Here is a 16,796-nt window from a genome sequence, read left to right as displayed (position 1 = left end):
GACGATTCCCTCTAGGCTCTTCTGATGGTTGGCATCGCACACTCCGACATCATCAAGGCGCCGAAGGTCCTCCTCCACGACCATCTGGACGGTGGCCTGCGGCCGGGCACCATCGTCGAGCTGGCCGCGGCGGTCGGTCACGAGCTGCCGTCCACGGACCCGGAGCGACTCGGCGAGTGGTTCGTCGCGGCCGCCGACTCCGGCTCGCTGGAACGGTACCTGGAGACCTTCGCGCACACCGTGGCGGTCATGCAGACCGAGGAGGGCCTGCACCGGGTCGCCAAGGAGTGCGCCCTCGACCTGGCCGCCGACGGTGTCGTCTACGCCGAGGTCCGCTACGCCCCGGAACAGCACCTGGAGGGCGGTCTGACCCTGGACCAGGTGGTCGAGGCGGTGCACGCCGGTCTGCGGGAGGGCTCCGCCGAGGCAGCGGCGAACGGCACGCCGATCCGGGTCGGCACCCTGCTCACCGCGATGCGGCACGCCGCCCGGTCCCAGGAGATCGCCGAGCTGGCGGTCCGCTACCGGGACACCGGTGTGGTCGGGTTCGACATCGCCGGCGCCGAGGCCGGCTTCCCTCCCACCCGGCACCTGGACGCCTTCGAGTACCTGCAGCGGGAGAACTTCCACTTCACCATCCACGCCGGTGAGGCCTTCGGCCTGCCGTCGATCTGGCAGGCGATCCAGTGGTGCGGCGCGGACCGGCTCGGGCACGGCGTGCGCCTGGTCGACGACATCACGGTCACCGCGGACACCCCGAGCGCCCCGACGGCGACCGGTGGCACCCAGGCCGCCCCGCCGGTGCTCGGGCGGCTCGCGGCGTACGTCCGGGACAAGCGCATCCCGCTCGAGCTGTGCCCGTCCTCCAACGTGCAGACCGGTGCCGCGCCGTCGATCGCCGAACACCCGATCAAGCTCCTGCACGATCTCCGCTTCCGCGTCACGGTCAACACCGACAACCGATTGATGAGCGGTACGTCCATGTCCCGCGAGATGACGTTGCTGACCGAGTCGTTCGGCTGGGGATGGGCGGAGTTGCAGTGGTTGACCATCAACGCCATGAAATCCGCGTTCATCCCGTACGACGAACGTCTCGTTCTGATCAATGAAGTGATCAAGCCGGCGTACGCCAAGCTGCTGGCCTGATATCCGGCATGTCAGGTTATATCCGGATCTGAACGAACGTACGTCAAAAGAAATCGACCGTCCGCCTCTGGTGCCCCGACGTTCGGCTGGACTGGCGCCTGCAAAGTCGGCATACTCTGGCGTCGCACCTTGCCGATCGCGGGGAACCGAGTCATCGTCACTTCTATCGCGATCGACTACGATCGGGACCCGGTCGGCCTGCATCCACCCCCCAACGCTGCGCCGACCTACGAAGTGACCTTGAGAGATGTGCAGTTCCACAGGTAGTGATATTGAGACCGGCGATGTCCAACTACGAGGTTGCAACATCGCGTCACACAACCGGTCCGTGTCAGCCTGCTCTTTCTCTTTGACACTTGTCGTGATGGAATCTCGGGGGCCCGACGTCGGCGAGTCGGCCGTGTGCGGTGTCCGGCGAGCCGAAAGCCGGGCCCGAATCAGGAGGACGGTGACGTGAGCAAGCGCCCCAGTAGCGCGAACGGCGTCATGTCGCGTCTCAGTCGACCCGCGAGTCGACTTCGAGACCTGCCGATCTGGTCCAAACTTGGCCTGATCATGTTGGTCCCGACGGTGGCGACCATCATCGTCGGTGTCAACGGTCTGGTTGACCACATCGAAGAAGCCAGTAACGCGGAGCGCGCTCGCACCCTCGCGGTGCTCTCCGAAGCCTCCGGTGGTCTGGTCGACCACCTGCAGACCGAGCGCACCTACGGCGTGATCATCACGAAGGTGCAGGTCGCTTCCAAGACTTCCGCCACCTTCAAGACCGCCGTCGAGCGCTACAGCAAGGAGCACGGTGAGGTCGATACGGCCAAGGTGCCGTACGTCCAGCAGAAGGCTGCCCTCGAAGACATCCCGGACAGCGTCGGCGACCTGCTCGTGCGCCTCGAGCGCAACCTCGAGGACCTGCCCACCTTCCGCAGCCGGGTCGCCAAGGGCGATGAGGACGTGTCCAACGTCCTCACCACCTACGACTCGCTGATCAACGACCTTCTCCAGGTCCGCGAGATTTCCGCACAGCTCGCCAACAACCAGGACCTGAGCGAACGGCTCCGGGTCGTGGCCGCGGTGGCCCGGGCCAAGAACTACGTCGCCGAGGAGCGGTACATCGGGCAGGAGATCGTGGACGCCAAGGCGCTCACGAACGGCCTGCGCGCCCGCTTCCTGGAGACGCAGACCGGTTACCAGCTCGCTGAGGAGACCCTCACCGCGGTCGGTACCACCCAGGAGACGGACTACTTCAACAACACCGTGACCGGGCCGAAACGCCAGGCCGCGGAAAACTGGATCACGCCGCTGATGGCGCTCCAGGGCAACAACGCCTCCGCCATCCCGTTCTCCTCCGCGGAGTGGGAGCAGGACCTGGCCGGCTACAACGAGTTGTTCCGCCAGGTCGAGGTCGAGTTCGACAAGAAGATCGTGGACCAGGCGACGACCCTGCGGAACAAGACGAACCAGGACGTCTTCCTGGAGACCAGCATCCTGCTCGGCATGCTGCTCCTGGCCATCCTGTTCGCGTGGTTGGTCGCCCGCTCGATGGCGCGCTCGCTCCGTGAGCTGCGTCAGGGTGCCCTCGCGGTCGCCCAGTTCGGCCTGCCGCACGCGGTCAGCCGGCTGCGTGACCCGGCGCTGTCCGCGTCGCTCACCCCGGCACAGGTCGCCGACCAGATCGCCGAACCACTTCCGGTACGCAGCCGGGACGAGTTCGGGCAGGTGACCGAGGCGTTCAACGCGGTTCACCTCGAGGCGGTACGTACCGCCGCGGAGCAGGCCGCACTGCGTGCCTCCGTCGCGACGATGTTCGTCAACCTGGCCCGCCGTTCGCAGATCCTGGTCGACCGGCTCATCGGTCACCTGGACCGGCTGGAGCGCGGCGAGGAGGACCCGGACCGTCTGGCCGAGCTCTTCCAGCTCGACCACCTGGCCACCCGAATGCGCCGTAACGACGAGAACCTCCTGGTTCTCGCGGGTGCCGACTCGACCCGTGTGCAGCGGGAGCCGGCCGCCCTGATCGACGTGCTCCGTGCCGCGCAGTCCGAGGTCGAGCACTACACGCGCATCGAGTTCGGCATGATCGACCGGGACATCGAGGTCGCGGCACACGCCGTGAACGACATGGTCCACCTGGTCGCCGAGCTCTTCGACAACGCGACCGCGTTCTCCCCGCCGAACTCCAACGTCCTGGTCGAGGCCCGGCGCGTCGGTGACAACGCCGTGCTGACGGTCGAGGACCACGGCATCGGCATCAGCCGGGAGCAGCTCCGCGACCTCAACGAGCGGCTCGCCAACCCGCCCACGGTGGACGTCGCCGTCTCCCGGATGATGGGCCTGGTCGTGGTCGCCCGGCTGGCAAGCCGGCACGCGGTCCGGGTCGAGCTCCGGCCGGCCGACCGCGAGCGCGGCACCGTCGCCGAGGTGGGCCTGCCCGTCTCGGTGCTGGCCAGCGGCGCGTCCGCGCCGGTCCAGGGTCTGCCCGGTGGGCGGAGCGCCTTCGACGGCGGTCCCGGCTCCGGGATGCCCGGCTTCGGCGAGCCCCTCGCTCTGGAGAGCGGCGGCTACAACGGGTCGAACGGTCACAACGGCGGTTCGAACGGCTCCAACGGTTCGGTCCCGGCGTGGTCCGACCTCACCGGCGCGGCGCCGTCCGGCTTCGGCGGCTTCAACGCCGGCAACAGCAACGGTTTCGGCGGCTCGTCCAACGGGTTCGGTGGCGGCTCCTCCAACGGCTTCGGCGGGGGTTCCTCCAACGGCTTCGGTGGCGGCGCACCGAACGGGTTCCACGGTCCGCGTAGCAACGAGGTCATCCCGCCGTTGCCGTCCGGCCCGCAGGGCTTCGCCGGTCTCGACGACCTGGCTCAGCGCCGCAACGGTGGGGACTTCCAGCCCCAGGGTGACGGCGGCGGGTTCGGCGCGACCATCCCGCGTCAGCTCCCGGCCAACCCGAACTCGTTCACGCCGCCGGTCTCGGCACCCCCGGTTCCGCCGGTCTCGGCGCCTCCGGTCTCGCCGGCCCTTCCGCCGGTGTCGGCAGCGCCGTACTCCGCGCCGCCGGCCGAACCGGTGTCGGCCCAGCCGATCTCACCGGCCGACCGTAACCCGTTCGCCTCGGCGCCGCCGGCCTGGCCGCCGGTCGCCGCGGAACGCGACGTCACCCCGCACGTGCCGGAGAACCTGGCCGCCGCGCTCGACATGACTGCCGAGATCCCGCGGTTCCGCCCGGAGAACTTCGAGCCGCAGCCGCAGGTGACTCCGCCGATCAACCCGCAGACCATCCCGGTGATGCCGAACTCGGCGCCGCCGGCGGACGTCCGGGATCCGGCAGAGGCCCAGGCCACTGCCGCCGCGCAGATGGCGTCGGCCCGTGAGGGCGCGGCTCCGTTCGCGGACGAGACGATGGAACTGCCGATCTTCCGGGAGTTGGAGTCGGCGTGGTTCGTCACGTCGACCGAGCCGGCCCGTCCCAAGGTCTCCGGTGTGGGCGACGAATCGGTCGTCTCGCAGCGGATCCCGACCGGCGAGCCGACCCGGAGCGCTCCCCCCGTACCACAGCAGGTGCCGGTGCCCGAGATTCGGGACTTCGATGCCGCTACTGTTGGTGCACCGGCGGCCGCTCCCGCGGCCTACGGGAGTGGGGAAGCCCCTGCGGCCAACCCGTGGCGTACCGCGGCTGACGACGGATGGCAGGCCGCCCGTCAGGCGGCTGAGGCACCGATCGACGCCACCACCACGGCGGGTCTGCCGAAGCGTAAGCCGATGGCTCAACTCGTCCCCGGTGGTGTCGAGCGGGCCGGTACCTCGGTCCAGCGTCGTACACCTGAGGGGGTTCGCGGTCTCCTGTCCGCTTACCACCGTGGTGTGGCACGTGGTCGCACCAAGGAACAATCGACCAACCTGGAGGACACTCCGGGAGGGCAGCAGCCCTCGCAGGCTGGCAAGGAGCATGAGGCATGACATCTACGCAGGATCTGGGTTGGCTTCTGGCCAACTTCGCCGATCGCGTTCCCGGGGTCGCGCATGCGATCGCCGTCTCCGCCGACGGGCTGCTCCTGGCGTCGTCGCGAGACCTCCCGCGTGACCGCGCCGACCAGTTGGCGGCCATCGCGTCCGGCCTGGTAAGCCTGACGCAGGGCGCCGCGCGTTGCTTCGAGGGTGGCGCCGTCCTCCAGACGGTTGTCGAGATGGACAATGGTTTCCTGTTCCTCATGTCCATCTCCGACGGTTCCTCCTTCGCGGTCCTGGCCGCTCGGAGCTGCGACGTCGGTCAGGTCGGCTACGAGATGGCCCTCCTGGTCGACCGTGTCGGCGAAGCTTTGACCCCCGCGCCGCGGTCCGCGGCCGGGGTACTGGGCTGAACCGGTAGTGGGCTGGCACCATCCAGGGGTTTGTCAGGGGTTTTGCGACCCCGGTAGGCTCAGCCGGCTACAGGTGAAAGCTTTGATAACCAATACACTTCGAGGGGCCGAGGGAGGGGTTGACGGTGACAATGCCTGAGCGCGATGAGCCGACCGGTGCTCTGGTCAGGCCGTACGCCGTGACCCGAGGTCGGACCCGGCCGAAGCTTGAGATAGCGCTGGAAGCGCTGGTCGAGACAACCCAGCGCGGGCGTTCCGGAATGGGCCGCGGGCAGGGTGGAAGCGAGCATCAGTACATCGCGGCGATGTGCGACAACGGCCGGGTTCAGTCGTTGGCCGAAATCGCCGCACGCATGCAACTGCCGCTCGGTGTGGCACGTGTGATCGTCGCGGACATGGCCTCTGATGGTCTGGTCGCTGTGTACGAGCCCACCTCGCTCGAAGACGAGACCGACGCGGTAGGCACGGATCTGCTGGAAAGGGTGCTGAGTGGACTTCGCAGGCTCTGACATGTCGCACCGTCCCGCTGCGGGACGCGTGACATCGGCGAAGATTGTGATCGCCGGTGGCTTCGGCGTCGGTAAGACGACGCTGGTGGGGTCGGTCTCGGAGATCACCCCACTGACCACCGAGGCGATCATGACCTCGGCCGGTGTGGGTGTCGACGACAACCGGCAGGTGCCGGGCAAGATGACGACCACCGTCGCCATGGACTTCGGCCGTATCAGCATCGACCGGGACCTGATCCTGTACCTCTTCGGTACGCCGGGTCAGACACGTTTCTGGTTCATGTGGGACGAGCTGGTCCGGGGCGCGATCGGTGCGGTCGTCATGGTGGACACGCGTCGGCTCGCCGACTGCTTCGCCGCCATCGACTTCTTCGAGCATCGGAGGCTGCCGTACCTGGTGGCCATAAACTGCTTCGACGGGATGCAGTACCACAACGCGCAGGACGTGCGAGACGCTCTGGCGATCTCGAGCGACGTGCCCGTGGTGAGCTGCGACGCTCGTAACCGCGAGTCGACGAAGAACGTCCTCATCTCGCTTGTCGAGTATGTGCTGACGATGCGTCGGACCCGCGCTACCGCGCCCGCCTGAGCTTCACACCGCGAATCTGAAGGTCAGGCCGCACCCGCCTGACCTGAAGCCCCGCTTCGACGGCCTGGATCAACGCCACCGGCCGGAGCGGGGCTTTCGCGCGCTTTCCGGCCATTCGTCATAGTATACGAGTGGTCACCCATTGTCATCGCGCCATGCCGCCATTCCGATCAACCCACTGAGACGGTCACCACCCCAACCAGCACTAAATCACGGCCACGAACCCACCGCGCCAGGCGAGGCGACCCGTGGCGGGCGGGGCCGTGATGGGGGCGCGGGCGGGCCGTGGCGCGGCGTTGCCGTGGGGCAGGACGGGCCGTGGCGCGGCGTTCCGTTGCGTTGCGGAATGGGGTTGGCCGGAAGCCGAGACACTTCGGGCAGCTAACCGACCATGCGGCCAATCGACTGACCATGCAGCTAGACGACCGACTACGCGGCCGGGCAGCCGACCACGCGGCTGGTGGCCGGGCAGCCGACCACGCTTCGGGCAGCTGGATGGTCCAATTTGACGGTTCCCCAAGCCCGGACGGTGACAAAGGCTCTGGCGCAGCCAGAGGCTTGCCGCCGGCAGAAGCCGGACGGTGCGAAGGCTTGGCGGGCCGGAGGCCGGATGGTGAAGGACCGGGCGGTGGCGAAGGCTTGCCGGCACCGGAGGCCGGACGCTGGCACAAGCCGGGCGGTGACGGCGAAGGCCAGACAGCGACGGCGAAGGCTGGACGGCGACGGCTGGACGGCGATGGCTGGTTGAATGGCAGCAAGGCCGCGATGACAGAGGCTGGCGGTGACGAGGCCTTGGTTGTCCAGCTCGGCTTTGTAAATCTCGGCGGGTCACTGAGAAGCTCTGAGCGGCGATTCAGCGTCGCGAGGTGGACGAGTTAGCGTCACCCGACGAAAACGGCGTGTGGAGGTACTCAGCCCGCGCCAGGCAGGGTGGGTGATGGCCCCGCCCTGGCCGCTGCACGGCGGGATCGGAGGCTGCGCTGTCGGTGCCGTGGCCGCAGACGGGCGGCGGCATGTCTCGCCTTCGTGGTTGGCGGTTCGAATCGCGACGTGATGGCTGCGAGGCAGCGTTGTGGCTATGACGGTGTCGCTGGCCCCACCCATGACGGCTTGCGGTGGCCCCACCTGAAGCCGACAGAGACGGCTTGAATCGGCCCCACTTCCCGATCTTCACGGCGAGTAATGCCTGGTGAGAACCGGGGCCAGATGAAACCGTCATGGTGGGGATCTTCGGCTCAGGTGGAGCCACTTCAAGCCGCCCCTGGTGGGGCCAGCGACACCGTCATAGGCAGTCTTGGCCGGAAAGCCGGGTGTGGTGGTCGCCGGACGGTCTTGGTGGAAGTCCGGGCGTGATGGCTGCGGGCTCGTCTTGGGTGAAGAGCCGGGTGTCATGGGGCGGCGCTGAGCGGACGTCACGGGGCGGTGCTGAGTTCGGGTGTCACGGGGCGGTGCTGAGTTCGGGTGTCACGGGGCGGTGCTGAGCGGGCGTCATGGGGCGGTGCTGAGTTCGGGTGGAAACGGCGAGGACCGCGGCCCCGGGTGGGGTGCGGTCCTCGGTCGGGTCGGGTCGGGCCGGGTGGTGGGTCGGCCGCCATGACGGGTCGGCACCATGGCGGGTCGGCGGCGGCCGTGGGTCAGTGCGGCCGTGGGTCAGTAACGGCTATGGGGCAGTGGCGGCTGTGGGTCAGCGGCTGTTGTGGGGGGCGCTGTTGCTTCGGAACTCGTCGGCTGGCTGGCCGTCTCGGCTGAAGTCCCAGCCTCCGGCTGCCTCGCGGCCCGGGCGGCCGCCCATGGCGAAACCGCCGATCTCCTGGCCTCGGCGCCAACCGCGGAAGTAGCCGGTCGTGTGGGCCGCGATCGAGGCCGCGTCGCGGACGATGCGGACCGGGCGCTCCTCGGTGCGGGACGAACCGGGGACCAGGTTGGCCTGGGGCACCCGTTTCGGCAGGCCGGCGTTGGTCTCCGCGGCGACGGCGGGCGTGGCGGCCTTCTGGGCGGCACGCCAGGCGTCGTCGTTCGGGTTGGACCAGTTGACGTCCGTCGAGTCGGGGGCGCCGCCGGTGAACCACGCCGACCTGGCCGCGGCGAAGATCAGCAGGTCGCCGTCGTTGCCGTCGGACGGGACCGGCGGGGCACTGCTCCGGTCCAGCGCGGTGATCCGGGACGGGTCGTCCCGGCGGGCCGGCGGCGGGGTGCCGCCACCGAGCTGGTCCAAACCGGGCAGCCGGGCCCGGCCACCGTTGCCGCGGGCCTGGTCGACCAGGCGGCGGGCCGGTTCCTTACCGACGTCCAGCGGCGACGGCTCCTGCGGCATGTCCTGCCACGGCGGCTTGACCCGGCCCTCGGCGGGGGCACCGCTGACGGACGCGGCCGGCGACTGTCGGGACGACCGGGTCGGCAGCGACGGCGTGGACGACGACCGGGACGGCAGACCCGAGGACGGCGAGGCCGATGAACGGGACGGCAGGCCGGACGACGGCGAGGCCGATGAACGGGACGGCAGGCCGGACGACGGCGAGGCCGACGACCGGGACGGCAGACCCGACGACGGTGCCGCCGACGAGCGGGACGATGCCGACGCGGAGCGGGACGGCAACGAGGTCGAGGAACGGGGGTTCAGCGGCGGCGCCGTCGGGCGGGACGGCAGCTCCGAGCGGGACGGTAGATCGGGCCGGGCGGCCTCGTCCTTCTCGCTGTTGAGCAGCGGCCAGTTGGCCCGCGAACCGGGCTCCGGCGACTCCTGCGGGGTCCGGGCGGACTGCATCGGCAGGCTGAAGTCGGTGGCGCCGGAACCGGCCGGTGCGGGCGACCGCGGGCTGGTGGCCGGGCGCGGCGGGATGACCGTGCGCCGTTCGGCCCGGGCCCGGTTCAGCTCGGCGTTGGTCAGCGTCGGCCGGAACGGCTCGCCGGCGTCGGCCGGGGAGCTGCCGGGGCCGGGCGGCACCGAGGTCGGGGTGGCCGGGTTACGGCCGGGCGCCGCCGGGCGGGTGCCGGGGGTGATCGGGGTCATGCCGGGCGGGGGCGGCGGCACCGAGACCGGCCGGTTCAGCGGGCCGGTGGCGCGGCCGGGCATCCCGTTGGCGGCGGCCGGGGCGACCGGCGGGGCCATCAGCGGGTCGGGCGCGGTCGGCATGGTGGTCAGCGGCTGGGGCGTGACCGGGCCGGTGCCGGTGGAGACCGGCTCGGGACGGTTGCGCCGGCCGAAGCGGGCGGCGTCACCGGTGCCACTGCTCGGCACCGGCTGGAGCGTGGGTGTCTCGGTGCCCCGGCGGGCACTGCGCCGGCCGACGTTGGGCCCACCGGTGGCGGGCGGGGTGGCCCGGGCGGCGAGCGTGCCGACCAGGGCGGAGCAGGCGGAGTCGCAGGCACGGACGGCCGCGATGGACTTGCGGACCGCCTCGGCGGCGGCTGGCGACAGGGACTTGTTGACGCCGCCCCGGCGCGGGGACTCGCTGACCGCGACCTGCAGCGCGGTGATCGCGGCGGTCAGCTCGCTCTCGCTGCCGGAGCCGGCGCGCACCAGCTCGGTGGCGATCTCCCGGGCGGCCGGGGCCGACCCGCTGAGACGGCCCGGCTCGGGCATCGCGTCGAGGACGGCCAGCGCGGTCGGGTGCGCCGGGTCCGGGAACGCCCGCAGCGCCGCCGGGTACAGCTCGCGCAGCACCTCACGCAGGGCGACGGCAGCCGCGTTCCGCCCGACCAGCATGGCCACGTGGGCGGCCAGGACCGGCTTGTAGCTGACCAGCTCGCGCGGTGCCGGCAGGGTCACCGCGGCGATCGCTCCGGCCTGCAGCGCCCGGGCCAGGCCGACGGCCCGGCGGGCGGCTGCCGGCGCGGAGATCTCCTCGGGGGAGTCGTCGTCGGAGAAGCGCTCCGCGTAGTCGTCGGCCGCGTCGTCGTCGACCACCACCAACGGCCGCCCGGCCGCGGTGAGGAGTGACGTGACGACGTGGTCGTCGCTGTCCGCGGCGACCGCCGCGTCGCTGAAGCCCGTCGTGCGTTCCACGAGCAGCGTCCCCAGCTGGGCATAGCCAGACGGGTCGTCGCTGATCTCGTGGACGCCGAGCAGCCGGCCCGCGTCGTCCACCACGGCGACGGTCAGCGGAGCGGCCGAGGCCGAACGCGCCGAATCATCAGCCGACGCCAGACCGCAGTACACGCGCACGAGCGCCACGTCGTCGTCTCCTCCCGCCAAGTGCTTCTCTTCTTACGACCAACGATTGATGTTCCCTGGTGATCGGTCAGTCACGCCAGTCCACAGCGGCGGAGATCTTTCCGATCACCGAGCGCCACCCGAGACTGGCCTGCTGGGCACCGATCTTCTTCAACCGTCGGCGGCCGAAGAAACCACCCATCCCGCCCTTCTCGGCGGTCCGGAGGGATTCGTCGAGGTCGTCCAGCGGCGATCCGGGCGACAGTGCCAGGATCACCGGCTTGATGCGGAGTGCGAAACCCAGGTCGCGGGCCACTTCACCGGCGTTGATGAGCAGCGGCAGGTCCCACGTGTCGTGACCGCCGCGCAGGTTTTCCACCACGAGGTCGAGCTCGTAGCGGTCCTCCGGCAGGGGGTCGATGTCGCTCGACTGTACCCGCTCGGCCAGGTCGGCCCAGGTGTCCAATTGTGCGAGATCGTGCGGAGCACCCGAACGAAGGAAGGAGACCAGCGCTTCGGAACTCTTGAAAGTGAGCAGTCGGCCCTTGTGACTGAGGAACATGGGTACTTCCTCGTCATCCGCCTGGCCGGCGGGCTCCTCCTCGAAGTCGGCCGGGTCCGGCTCCTCGGAGGAGGACTCCTTGCCGTCGGCCTTCTCGGCCTTCTCGTCGTCGGCGAGCAGAGCTTCGTACTCCTCGTCGACGATCACCTCTTCCTCCTCCTCGGCGCGCTTGCGGCGGGCCTCGAAGGGGTCGTCCTCGTCGATGACGACCTCGGTCGGGGTGAGCTCGGATGCCTTCCGGTACGCCCGGAGGGTCAGCCCCACCCCGCCCGGCAGGGCGATCTCCACCGGCTCGACTCGGGCTAGCTCCCAAAGCTCCCGCCCGGAAGACCCCTCGGACGAGGACTTCTCAGCCACCGGCGCGGAGGCCTCGGGCTCGTCGGACTGGCTGGTCACGGTGACCTCCGGGTGATCTGGGAGTGGTGGGACGGGTGACTCTGGGCACACACCCTAGTCGGCAACGCTGTGTGACAGCCGCCCCGGTGGGCCCTCAGTAGCCCTTCGGATGCCACACGGTCTTCGTCTCCAGGAGCGCCGTCATCGGCCGCAGACCGGGATCGGCGGTGAAATCGGTGGCCCCGGACGGGCGGATCACCCTCTTCAAGGTCCCTGCGGCGGCCCGTTCCCACTCGACGGCGAGTTCCGGATCCGTCACCCCGGTCAGGTCGAGCGCGTTGACGTCATCGTGTGAGGCGAGCCACGGTGCGGTCTCCGGGTGCCGGCCGGTGAGCAGGTTCACCACGCCGCCCGGAACGTCGGAGGTGGCCAGCACCTCGGCCAGGGTGATGGCGATCTGCGGCGCGTCGGCGAGCACGACCACCGTGTTTCCGGTCACGATCGCCGGGGCGATGACACTGACCAGACCGAGCAGCGAGGCGGGGGCGACGATCCCGACGACGCCGGTCGGCTCGGGTGCGGAGATGTTCAGGTACGGCCCGGCGACCGGGTTGGCGCCACCGGTCACCTGGGCGATCTTGTCGGACCAGCCCGCGTACCAGACCCAGCGGTCGATGGTGGCGTCCACCTCGGCGTCCGGGACACCGAGCGCGACGAACTCGGCCCGCCGGGCCTCGATCATCTCGGCGATCCGGTAGAGCACCTGGCCCCGGTTGTACGCGGTGGCGCCGGCCCACTTGGACTGGGCGGCCCGGGCGGCGAGCACGGCGTCCCGGGCGTCCTTGCGGGAGGCGAGTGCCACGTTGTCGCCGTCCACCACGAAGGTCCGTCCTGACTCGCTGCGGGGGAACTTGCCGCCGATGTAGAGCTTGTAGGTCTTCCGCACGGCGAGCCGAACCGGCGCGGCGGTGAGGGGCGCGGCGGTGACGGGCGCGGCGGCGGGCGACGCGGCGCCCGGCGTGGTGGCGGCACCCGGCGTGACAGCGGCGGACGGCGTGGTGGCCGGTGCGGCGGATGACTTGGCTGACTTAGGCAAGGTAGGCCTCCAGGCCGTGACGGCCACCCTCCCGGCCGTAGCCGGATTCCTTGTAGCCGCCGAACGGCGACGCCGGGTCGAACTTGTTGAACGTGTTGGCCCAGACCACACCGGCCCGGAGTTTGTCGGCCACCGCCAGGATCCGGGAGCCCTTCTCGGTCCAGATGCCGGCGGACAGTCCGTACGGAGTGTTGTTGGCCTTGGCGACCGCTTCGTCCGGGGTCCGGAAGGTGAGCACGGACAGCACCGGCCCGAAGATCTCCTCACGGGCGATCCGGTGGGCCTGCGTCACCCCGGTGAAGATCGTCGGCGCGAACCAGAACCCCCGGTCGGGCAGCGAACACTCCGGCGACCACCGTTCCGCGCCTTCTTGTACCCCTATTTCCGACAATTCGGTAATGCGGGCCAGCTGGGCAGCCGAGTTGATCGCCCCGATGTCGGTGTTCTTGTCGAGCGGGTCACCGACGCGCAGCGTGGCCATGCGCCGCTTCAGGGACTCCAAAACCTGATCAAGAACGGACTCCTGCACCAGCAGCCGCGATCCGGCACAGCACACGTGCCCCTGGTTGAAGAAGATCCCGTTGACGATGCCCTCGACCGCCTGATCGATCGGCGCGTCGTCGAACACGATGTTGGCCGCCTTGCCGCCCAGCTCCAGGGTGAGCCGCTTGCCGGTGCCGGCCACCGAGCGGGCGATCTCCCGCCCCACCTCGGTCGAGCCGGTGAAGGCGACCTTGGCCACGTCCGGGTGCCGCACCAGGTAGGCCCCGGTGTCGCCGGCCCCGGTGACGATGTTGACCACACCGGCCGGCAGCTCGGCCTGGCGGCACACGTCGGCGAAGAAGAGCGCGGACAGCGGCGTGGTCTCGGCCGGTTTGAGGACCACGGTGTTGCCGGTGGCCAGCGCGGGCGCGATCTTCCACGCGAGCATCAGCAGCGGGAAGTTCCACGGGATGACCTGGGCGGCCACACCGAGCGGTCTCGGGTCGGGACCGAACCCGGCGTACCGCAGCTTGTCGGCCCAGCCCGCGTAGTAGAAGAAGTGCGCGGCGACCAGGGGCAGGTCGACGTCGCGGGACTCCCGGATCGGCTTGCCGTTGTCCAGCGACTCCAGCACGGCCAGCTCACGGGACCGCTCCTGGATGATCCGGGCGATCCGGAACAGGTATTTCGCGCGCTCGCTGCCGGGCAGCGCCGACCAGGTGGTGAAGGCGCGCCGGGCGGCGGCCACCGCACGGTCGACGTCCTCCGGGCCGGCCGCGGCGACCTCGGCGAGGACCTCCTCGGTGGCCGGGTCGACGGTCTTGAAGACGTTGCCGTCCTTGCCGCCGTCGAACGAGCCGTCGATGAAGAGGCCGTAGGACGAGGCGATCTCGACAACCGACCGTGATTCCGGCGCTGGTGCGTACTCGAACATGGGCCCCTCAGTCCAGGGTGAAGTAGTCCGGGCCGGCGTAGTGGCCGGTGGTCAGCTTGGTGCGCTGCATGAGCAGGTCGTTGAGCAGCGAGGAGGCGCCGAACCGGAACCGGTCGGGGTGCAGCCACTCGTCGCCCACGGTCTCGTTGATCAGCACCAGGTACTTGATCGCGTCCTTGGTGGTCTTGATGCCGCCCGCCGGTTTGACCCCGATGATCCGGCCGTGCCGCTCCCGGAAGTCCCGCACCGCCTCCAGCATGACCAGCGTGATCGGCAGGGTGGCGTTGACGCTGACCTTGCCGGTCGAGGTCTTGATGAAGTCGGCGCCGGCCAGCATCGCCAGCCAGGACGCGCGCCTGATGTTGTCGTAGGTGGCCAGCTCGCCGGTCTCCAGGATCACCTTGAGATGGGCGTCGCCGCACGCTTGTTTGACCGCCACGATCTCGTCGAAGACCCGGCGGTAGTCACCGGCCAGGAACGCGCCCCGGCTGATCACCATGTCGATCTCGTCGGCGCCGGCGGCCACCGCGTCGCGGGTGTCGGCCAGCTTGACCTCCAGCGGGGCCTGACCGGACGGGAAGGCGGTCGCGACGCTGGCCAGATGAACCCCGGAACCGGCCAGGGCGGCGGCCGCGATCGGGGCCATCGCCGGGTAGACGCAGATCGCCGCGACCGGCGGGCAGGCCGGATCGGCCGGGTCGGGGCGGATCGCCTTGGCGCAGAGCGCGCGCACCTTGCCGGGCGTGTCGGCGCCCTCGAGCGTGGTCAGGTCGACCATCCGGATGGCCAGGTCGATCGCTGCCGCCTTGGAATCCGCCTTGATCGAGCGAGTGGCGAGCGCCGCCGCCCGCGCCTCGACGCCCACCTTGTCGACCCCGGGCAGGCCGTGCAGGAAGGAGCGGAGATCGGACAGTTCAGCGGACGCTGTCACAGTCATGAAAGGGATTCTACGCAACCCTGTGACAGTTGATCTTGATTGAACGATAGGTTGTCAGCCGTGGACGTCCTTGTAGTAGATCACCCGCTGGCACAGACGCGACTCACCGCGATGCGCCGCACCGACACCGAATCCGGTGTCTTCCGCGCCTCGCTGCACGAGTTGACCACCATGGTGGTCTACGAGGCCGCCCGGCTGTTCGCCGTCGAGAAGTACCCCATCGAGACGCCGGTCGCCGCCACCGAGGGCACCCGGCTCGCCAACCCGCCGCTGATCGTCCCGGTGCTCCGGGCCGGCCTGGGCATGGCCGACGCCGCGCTGGGCCTGCTGCCCGAGTCGTCGATGGGCTTCGTCGGCCTGGCCCGTGACGAGGAGACGCACGAGCCGCGCGCCTACATGGAGTCGCTGCCGGTGGACCTGTCGAACCAGCCGGTGCTGGTCCTCGACCCGATGCTGGCCACCGGCGGCTCGCTGCTGCACTGCTGCAAGCTGCTCGCCGACCGCGGCTGCACCGACATCATCATCTGCTGCGTGCTCGCGGCTCCGGAGGGCGTCGACCGCCTGGCGAATTCGGGCCTCCCGCTGCGCCTGGTCACCGCCTCGATCGACCAGGGCCTGAACGAGAAGGCCTACATCGTCCCCGGCCTGGGCGACGCCGGCGACCGCCAGTTCGGCGGCATGCGCCGCTTCTGAGGCCAGGCTAATCGCAAGGCTGGCTGAGGGCCCTTCTCTCGACTAATCGCAAGGCTGGCTGAGGGCCCTTCCCTGGCAACCGCAAGGTCGGCTGAGGGTTCTCCCTACGGCAAACCGCAAGATCAAAGCAAAGCTGCAAGATCAAGACCGTTTGCTGTTACGCCACACGGCACCACAACCGCACCACCTCGCTCTGCCCCGCCCCGCGAGCCCGGCGACACCCGAGGCCGACCCGCGACCGCCGGGCGTATGCGGTGCCTTTGCCGCGTGGTGATTCGCGACGCGAATCACCACGCGGGGCCGTGCCCCGAGCCGTCACCGCGCGGGCCGTGCCCCGAGCCGTCACTACGCGGGGGCGCGCCCCCGAACCGGATCCCGCTGACGTCGAAGCGCGAGCCGCCATGCCGGAACCACCGCACACGCCCGGCGGTCGCGGGGTGACCGGTGACACCGCCCGCCTCGCGTGACGAGACGGCAGGGGCCGCTGCGGTTGTGGGGCCGGGCGGCGTACATCCGCTAGATGGTGTTGAAGTTCCAGCTCAGCGCACGGCCGGAAGCGAACGGCATGACGCCGTGGAACACTTCCGGCTTCTCGGCGAAGACCAGTGGCAGGAAATGGCGGTCGGACTCCCACATCGGGAGTTTCCCGGCCAGCACGTCGGCGACCTCGACCCAGTGCAGACTGCCCTCGTCGTTGCCGTCCAGGGGCGTGCCGGTCCAGGCGGTGATCCGGAAGAGGAACCCGAACCAGTTGGCGCCGTCGCGGCCGAAACCGGGCCAGGAGACCGTGCCGGCCAGCTCGAGCCCGGTGCAGTCGATCCCGGCCTCCTCGCGGATCTCCCGGCGCATGCCGTCCACCACGTCCTCGCCGGGCTCCAGCTTGCCGCCCAGGCCGTTGTAGTACCCGTAGTGGACGTCGTCGGGCCGGGTGTTCCGCCGGATCATCAGGATGCGCTGACGATCCGGCGAGAAGACGTAACCCAGAGTAGCGATGATGGCTTGCATC

The 16,796-nt window shown here is 69.9% G+C and carries 12 protein-coding genes; 6 read left to right on the top strand and 6 right to left on the bottom strand.

Annotation, left to right across the window (positions count from 1 at the left end; all coding sequences use genetic code 11):
- The first annotated feature begins 24 nt into the window (after nt 1-24).
- From Aco03nite_RS18270 to Aco03nite_RS18250, 5 genes are all read left to right on the top strand, one after another.
- Nucleotides 25-1,146: an adenosine deaminase gene (locus tag Aco03nite_RS18270; RefSeq protein WP_203796571.1), complete on the top strand. Its 1,122-nt coding sequence runs from the start codon at nt 25-27 to the stop codon at nt 1,144-1,146.
- Between the two features lie 453 nt (nt 1,147-1,599).
- Nucleotides 1,600-5,097 (top strand): sensor histidine kinase, encoded by a 3,498-nt coding sequence (locus Aco03nite_RS18265; RefSeq protein ID WP_203796570.1) that lies wholly within the window; start codon nt 1,600-1,602, stop codon nt 5,095-5,097.
- A complete protein-coding gene (locus Aco03nite_RS18260; protein ID WP_067706828.1) occupies nt 5,094-5,498 on the top strand; it encodes a roadblock/LC7 domain-containing protein in 405 nt (134 codons plus the stop codon). Before Aco03nite_RS18265 ends, Aco03nite_RS18260 begins: the two co-directional genes overlap by 4 nt.
- 131 nt (nt 5,499-5,629) lie before the next feature.
- The gene (locus Aco03nite_RS18255) at nt 5,630-6,007 is read left to right on the top strand and encodes a DUF742 domain-containing protein (RefSeq protein ID WP_203796657.1); all 378 of its coding nucleotides are present in this window, start codon (nt 5,630-5,632) and stop codon (nt 6,005-6,007) included.
- A gap of 1 nt (nt 6,008) precedes the next feature.
- Nucleotides 6,009-6,596, top strand: coding sequence for a GTP-binding protein (locus Aco03nite_RS18250; RefSeq protein WP_183222624.1), 588 nt, complete (start codon nt 6,009-6,011; stop codon nt 6,594-6,596).
- Between the two features lie 1,684 nt (nt 6,597-8,280).
- Here Aco03nite_RS18250 and Aco03nite_RS18245 read toward each other — a convergent pair.
- The 5 genes from Aco03nite_RS18245 to deoC form a co-directional block, all read right to left on the bottom strand.
- Nucleotides 8,281-10,770 (bottom strand): transposase, encoded by a 2,490-nt coding sequence (locus Aco03nite_RS18245; RefSeq protein WP_203796569.1) that lies wholly within the window; start codon nt 10,768-10,770, stop codon nt 8,281-8,283.
- Between the two features lie 67 nt (nt 10,771-10,837).
- A complete protein-coding gene (locus tag Aco03nite_RS18240; RefSeq protein WP_203796568.1) occupies nt 10,838-11,707 on the bottom strand; it encodes a SatS C-terminal domain-containing protein in 870 nt (289 codons plus the stop codon).
- 94 nt (nt 11,708-11,801) lie between these two features.
- A complete protein-coding gene (locus Aco03nite_RS18235) occupies nt 11,802-12,593 on the bottom strand; it encodes an aldehyde dehydrogenase family protein (protein ID WP_203796656.1) in 792 nt (263 codons plus the stop codon).
- A gap of 142 nt (nt 12,594-12,735) precedes the next feature.
- Nucleotides 12,736-14,160, bottom strand: a complete 1,425-nt coding sequence (locus Aco03nite_RS18230) for an aldehyde dehydrogenase family protein (protein WP_203796567.1) — start codon at nt 14,158-14,160, stop codon at nt 12,736-12,738.
- A 7-nt stretch (nt 14,161-14,167) separates the two neighbouring features.
- A complete protein-coding gene (gene deoC, locus Aco03nite_RS18225) occupies nt 14,168-15,097 on the bottom strand; it encodes a deoxyribose-phosphate aldolase (protein WP_203796566.1) in 930 nt (309 codons plus the stop codon).
- 60 nt (nt 15,098-15,157) lie between these two features.
- On the opposite strand from deoC, the gene upp reads away from it, so the two are divergent.
- Nucleotides 15,158-15,790, top strand: coding sequence for a uracil phosphoribosyltransferase (upp, locus tag Aco03nite_RS18220; RefSeq protein WP_203796565.1), 633 nt, complete (start codon nt 15,158-15,160; stop codon nt 15,788-15,790).
- A gap of 516 nt (nt 15,791-16,306) precedes the next feature.
- Here the strand turns inward: upp and Aco03nite_RS18215 are convergent.
- On the bottom strand, nt 16,307-16,795 hold the full coding sequence (locus Aco03nite_RS18215; protein ID WP_203796564.1) for an NUDIX hydrolase: 489 nt from the start codon (nt 16,793-16,795) through the stop codon (nt 16,307-16,309).
- Between the last annotated feature and the right edge of the window lies 1 nt (nt 16,796).

Origin of the sequence: Actinoplanes couchii (assembly GCF_016862075.1) — a bacterium.
Taxonomy (GTDB): Bacteria; Actinomycetota; Actinomycetes; order Mycobacteriales; family Micromonosporaceae; genus Actinoplanes; species Actinoplanes couchii.
This window is presented reverse-complemented; position numbering and strand designations above follow the sequence as displayed.

What these genes read in the sequence shown, in the direction of transcription:
- Aco03nite_RS18270 (WP_203796571.1), top strand. Translation starts at nt 25, where the DNA reads ATGGTTGGCATCGCACACTCCGACATCATCAAGGCGCCGAAGGTCCTC.
- Aco03nite_RS18260 (WP_067706828.1), top strand. Translation starts at nt 5,094, where the DNA reads ATGACATCTACGCAGGATCTGGGTTGGCTTCTGGCCAACTTCGCCGAT.
- Aco03nite_RS18255 (WP_203796657.1), top strand. Translation starts at nt 5,630, where the DNA reads ATGCCTGAGCGCGATGAGCCGACCGGTGCTCTGGTCAGGCCGTACGCC.
- Aco03nite_RS18250 (WP_183222624.1), top strand. Translation starts at nt 6,009, where the DNA reads ATGTCGCACCGTCCCGCTGCGGGACGCGTGACATCGGCGAAGATTGTG.
- Aco03nite_RS18230 (WP_203796567.1), bottom strand. Translation starts at nt 14,160, where the DNA reads ATGTTCGAGTACGCACCAGCGCCGGAATCACGGTCGGTTGTCGAGATC.
- deoC (WP_203796566.1), bottom strand. Translation starts at nt 15,097, where the DNA reads ATGACTGTGACAGCGTCCGCTGAACTGTCCGATCTCCGCTCCTTCCTG.
- Aco03nite_RS18215 (WP_203796564.1), bottom strand. Translation starts at nt 16,795, where the DNA reads ATGCAAGCCATCATCGCTACTCTGGGTTACGTCTTCTCGCCGGATCGT.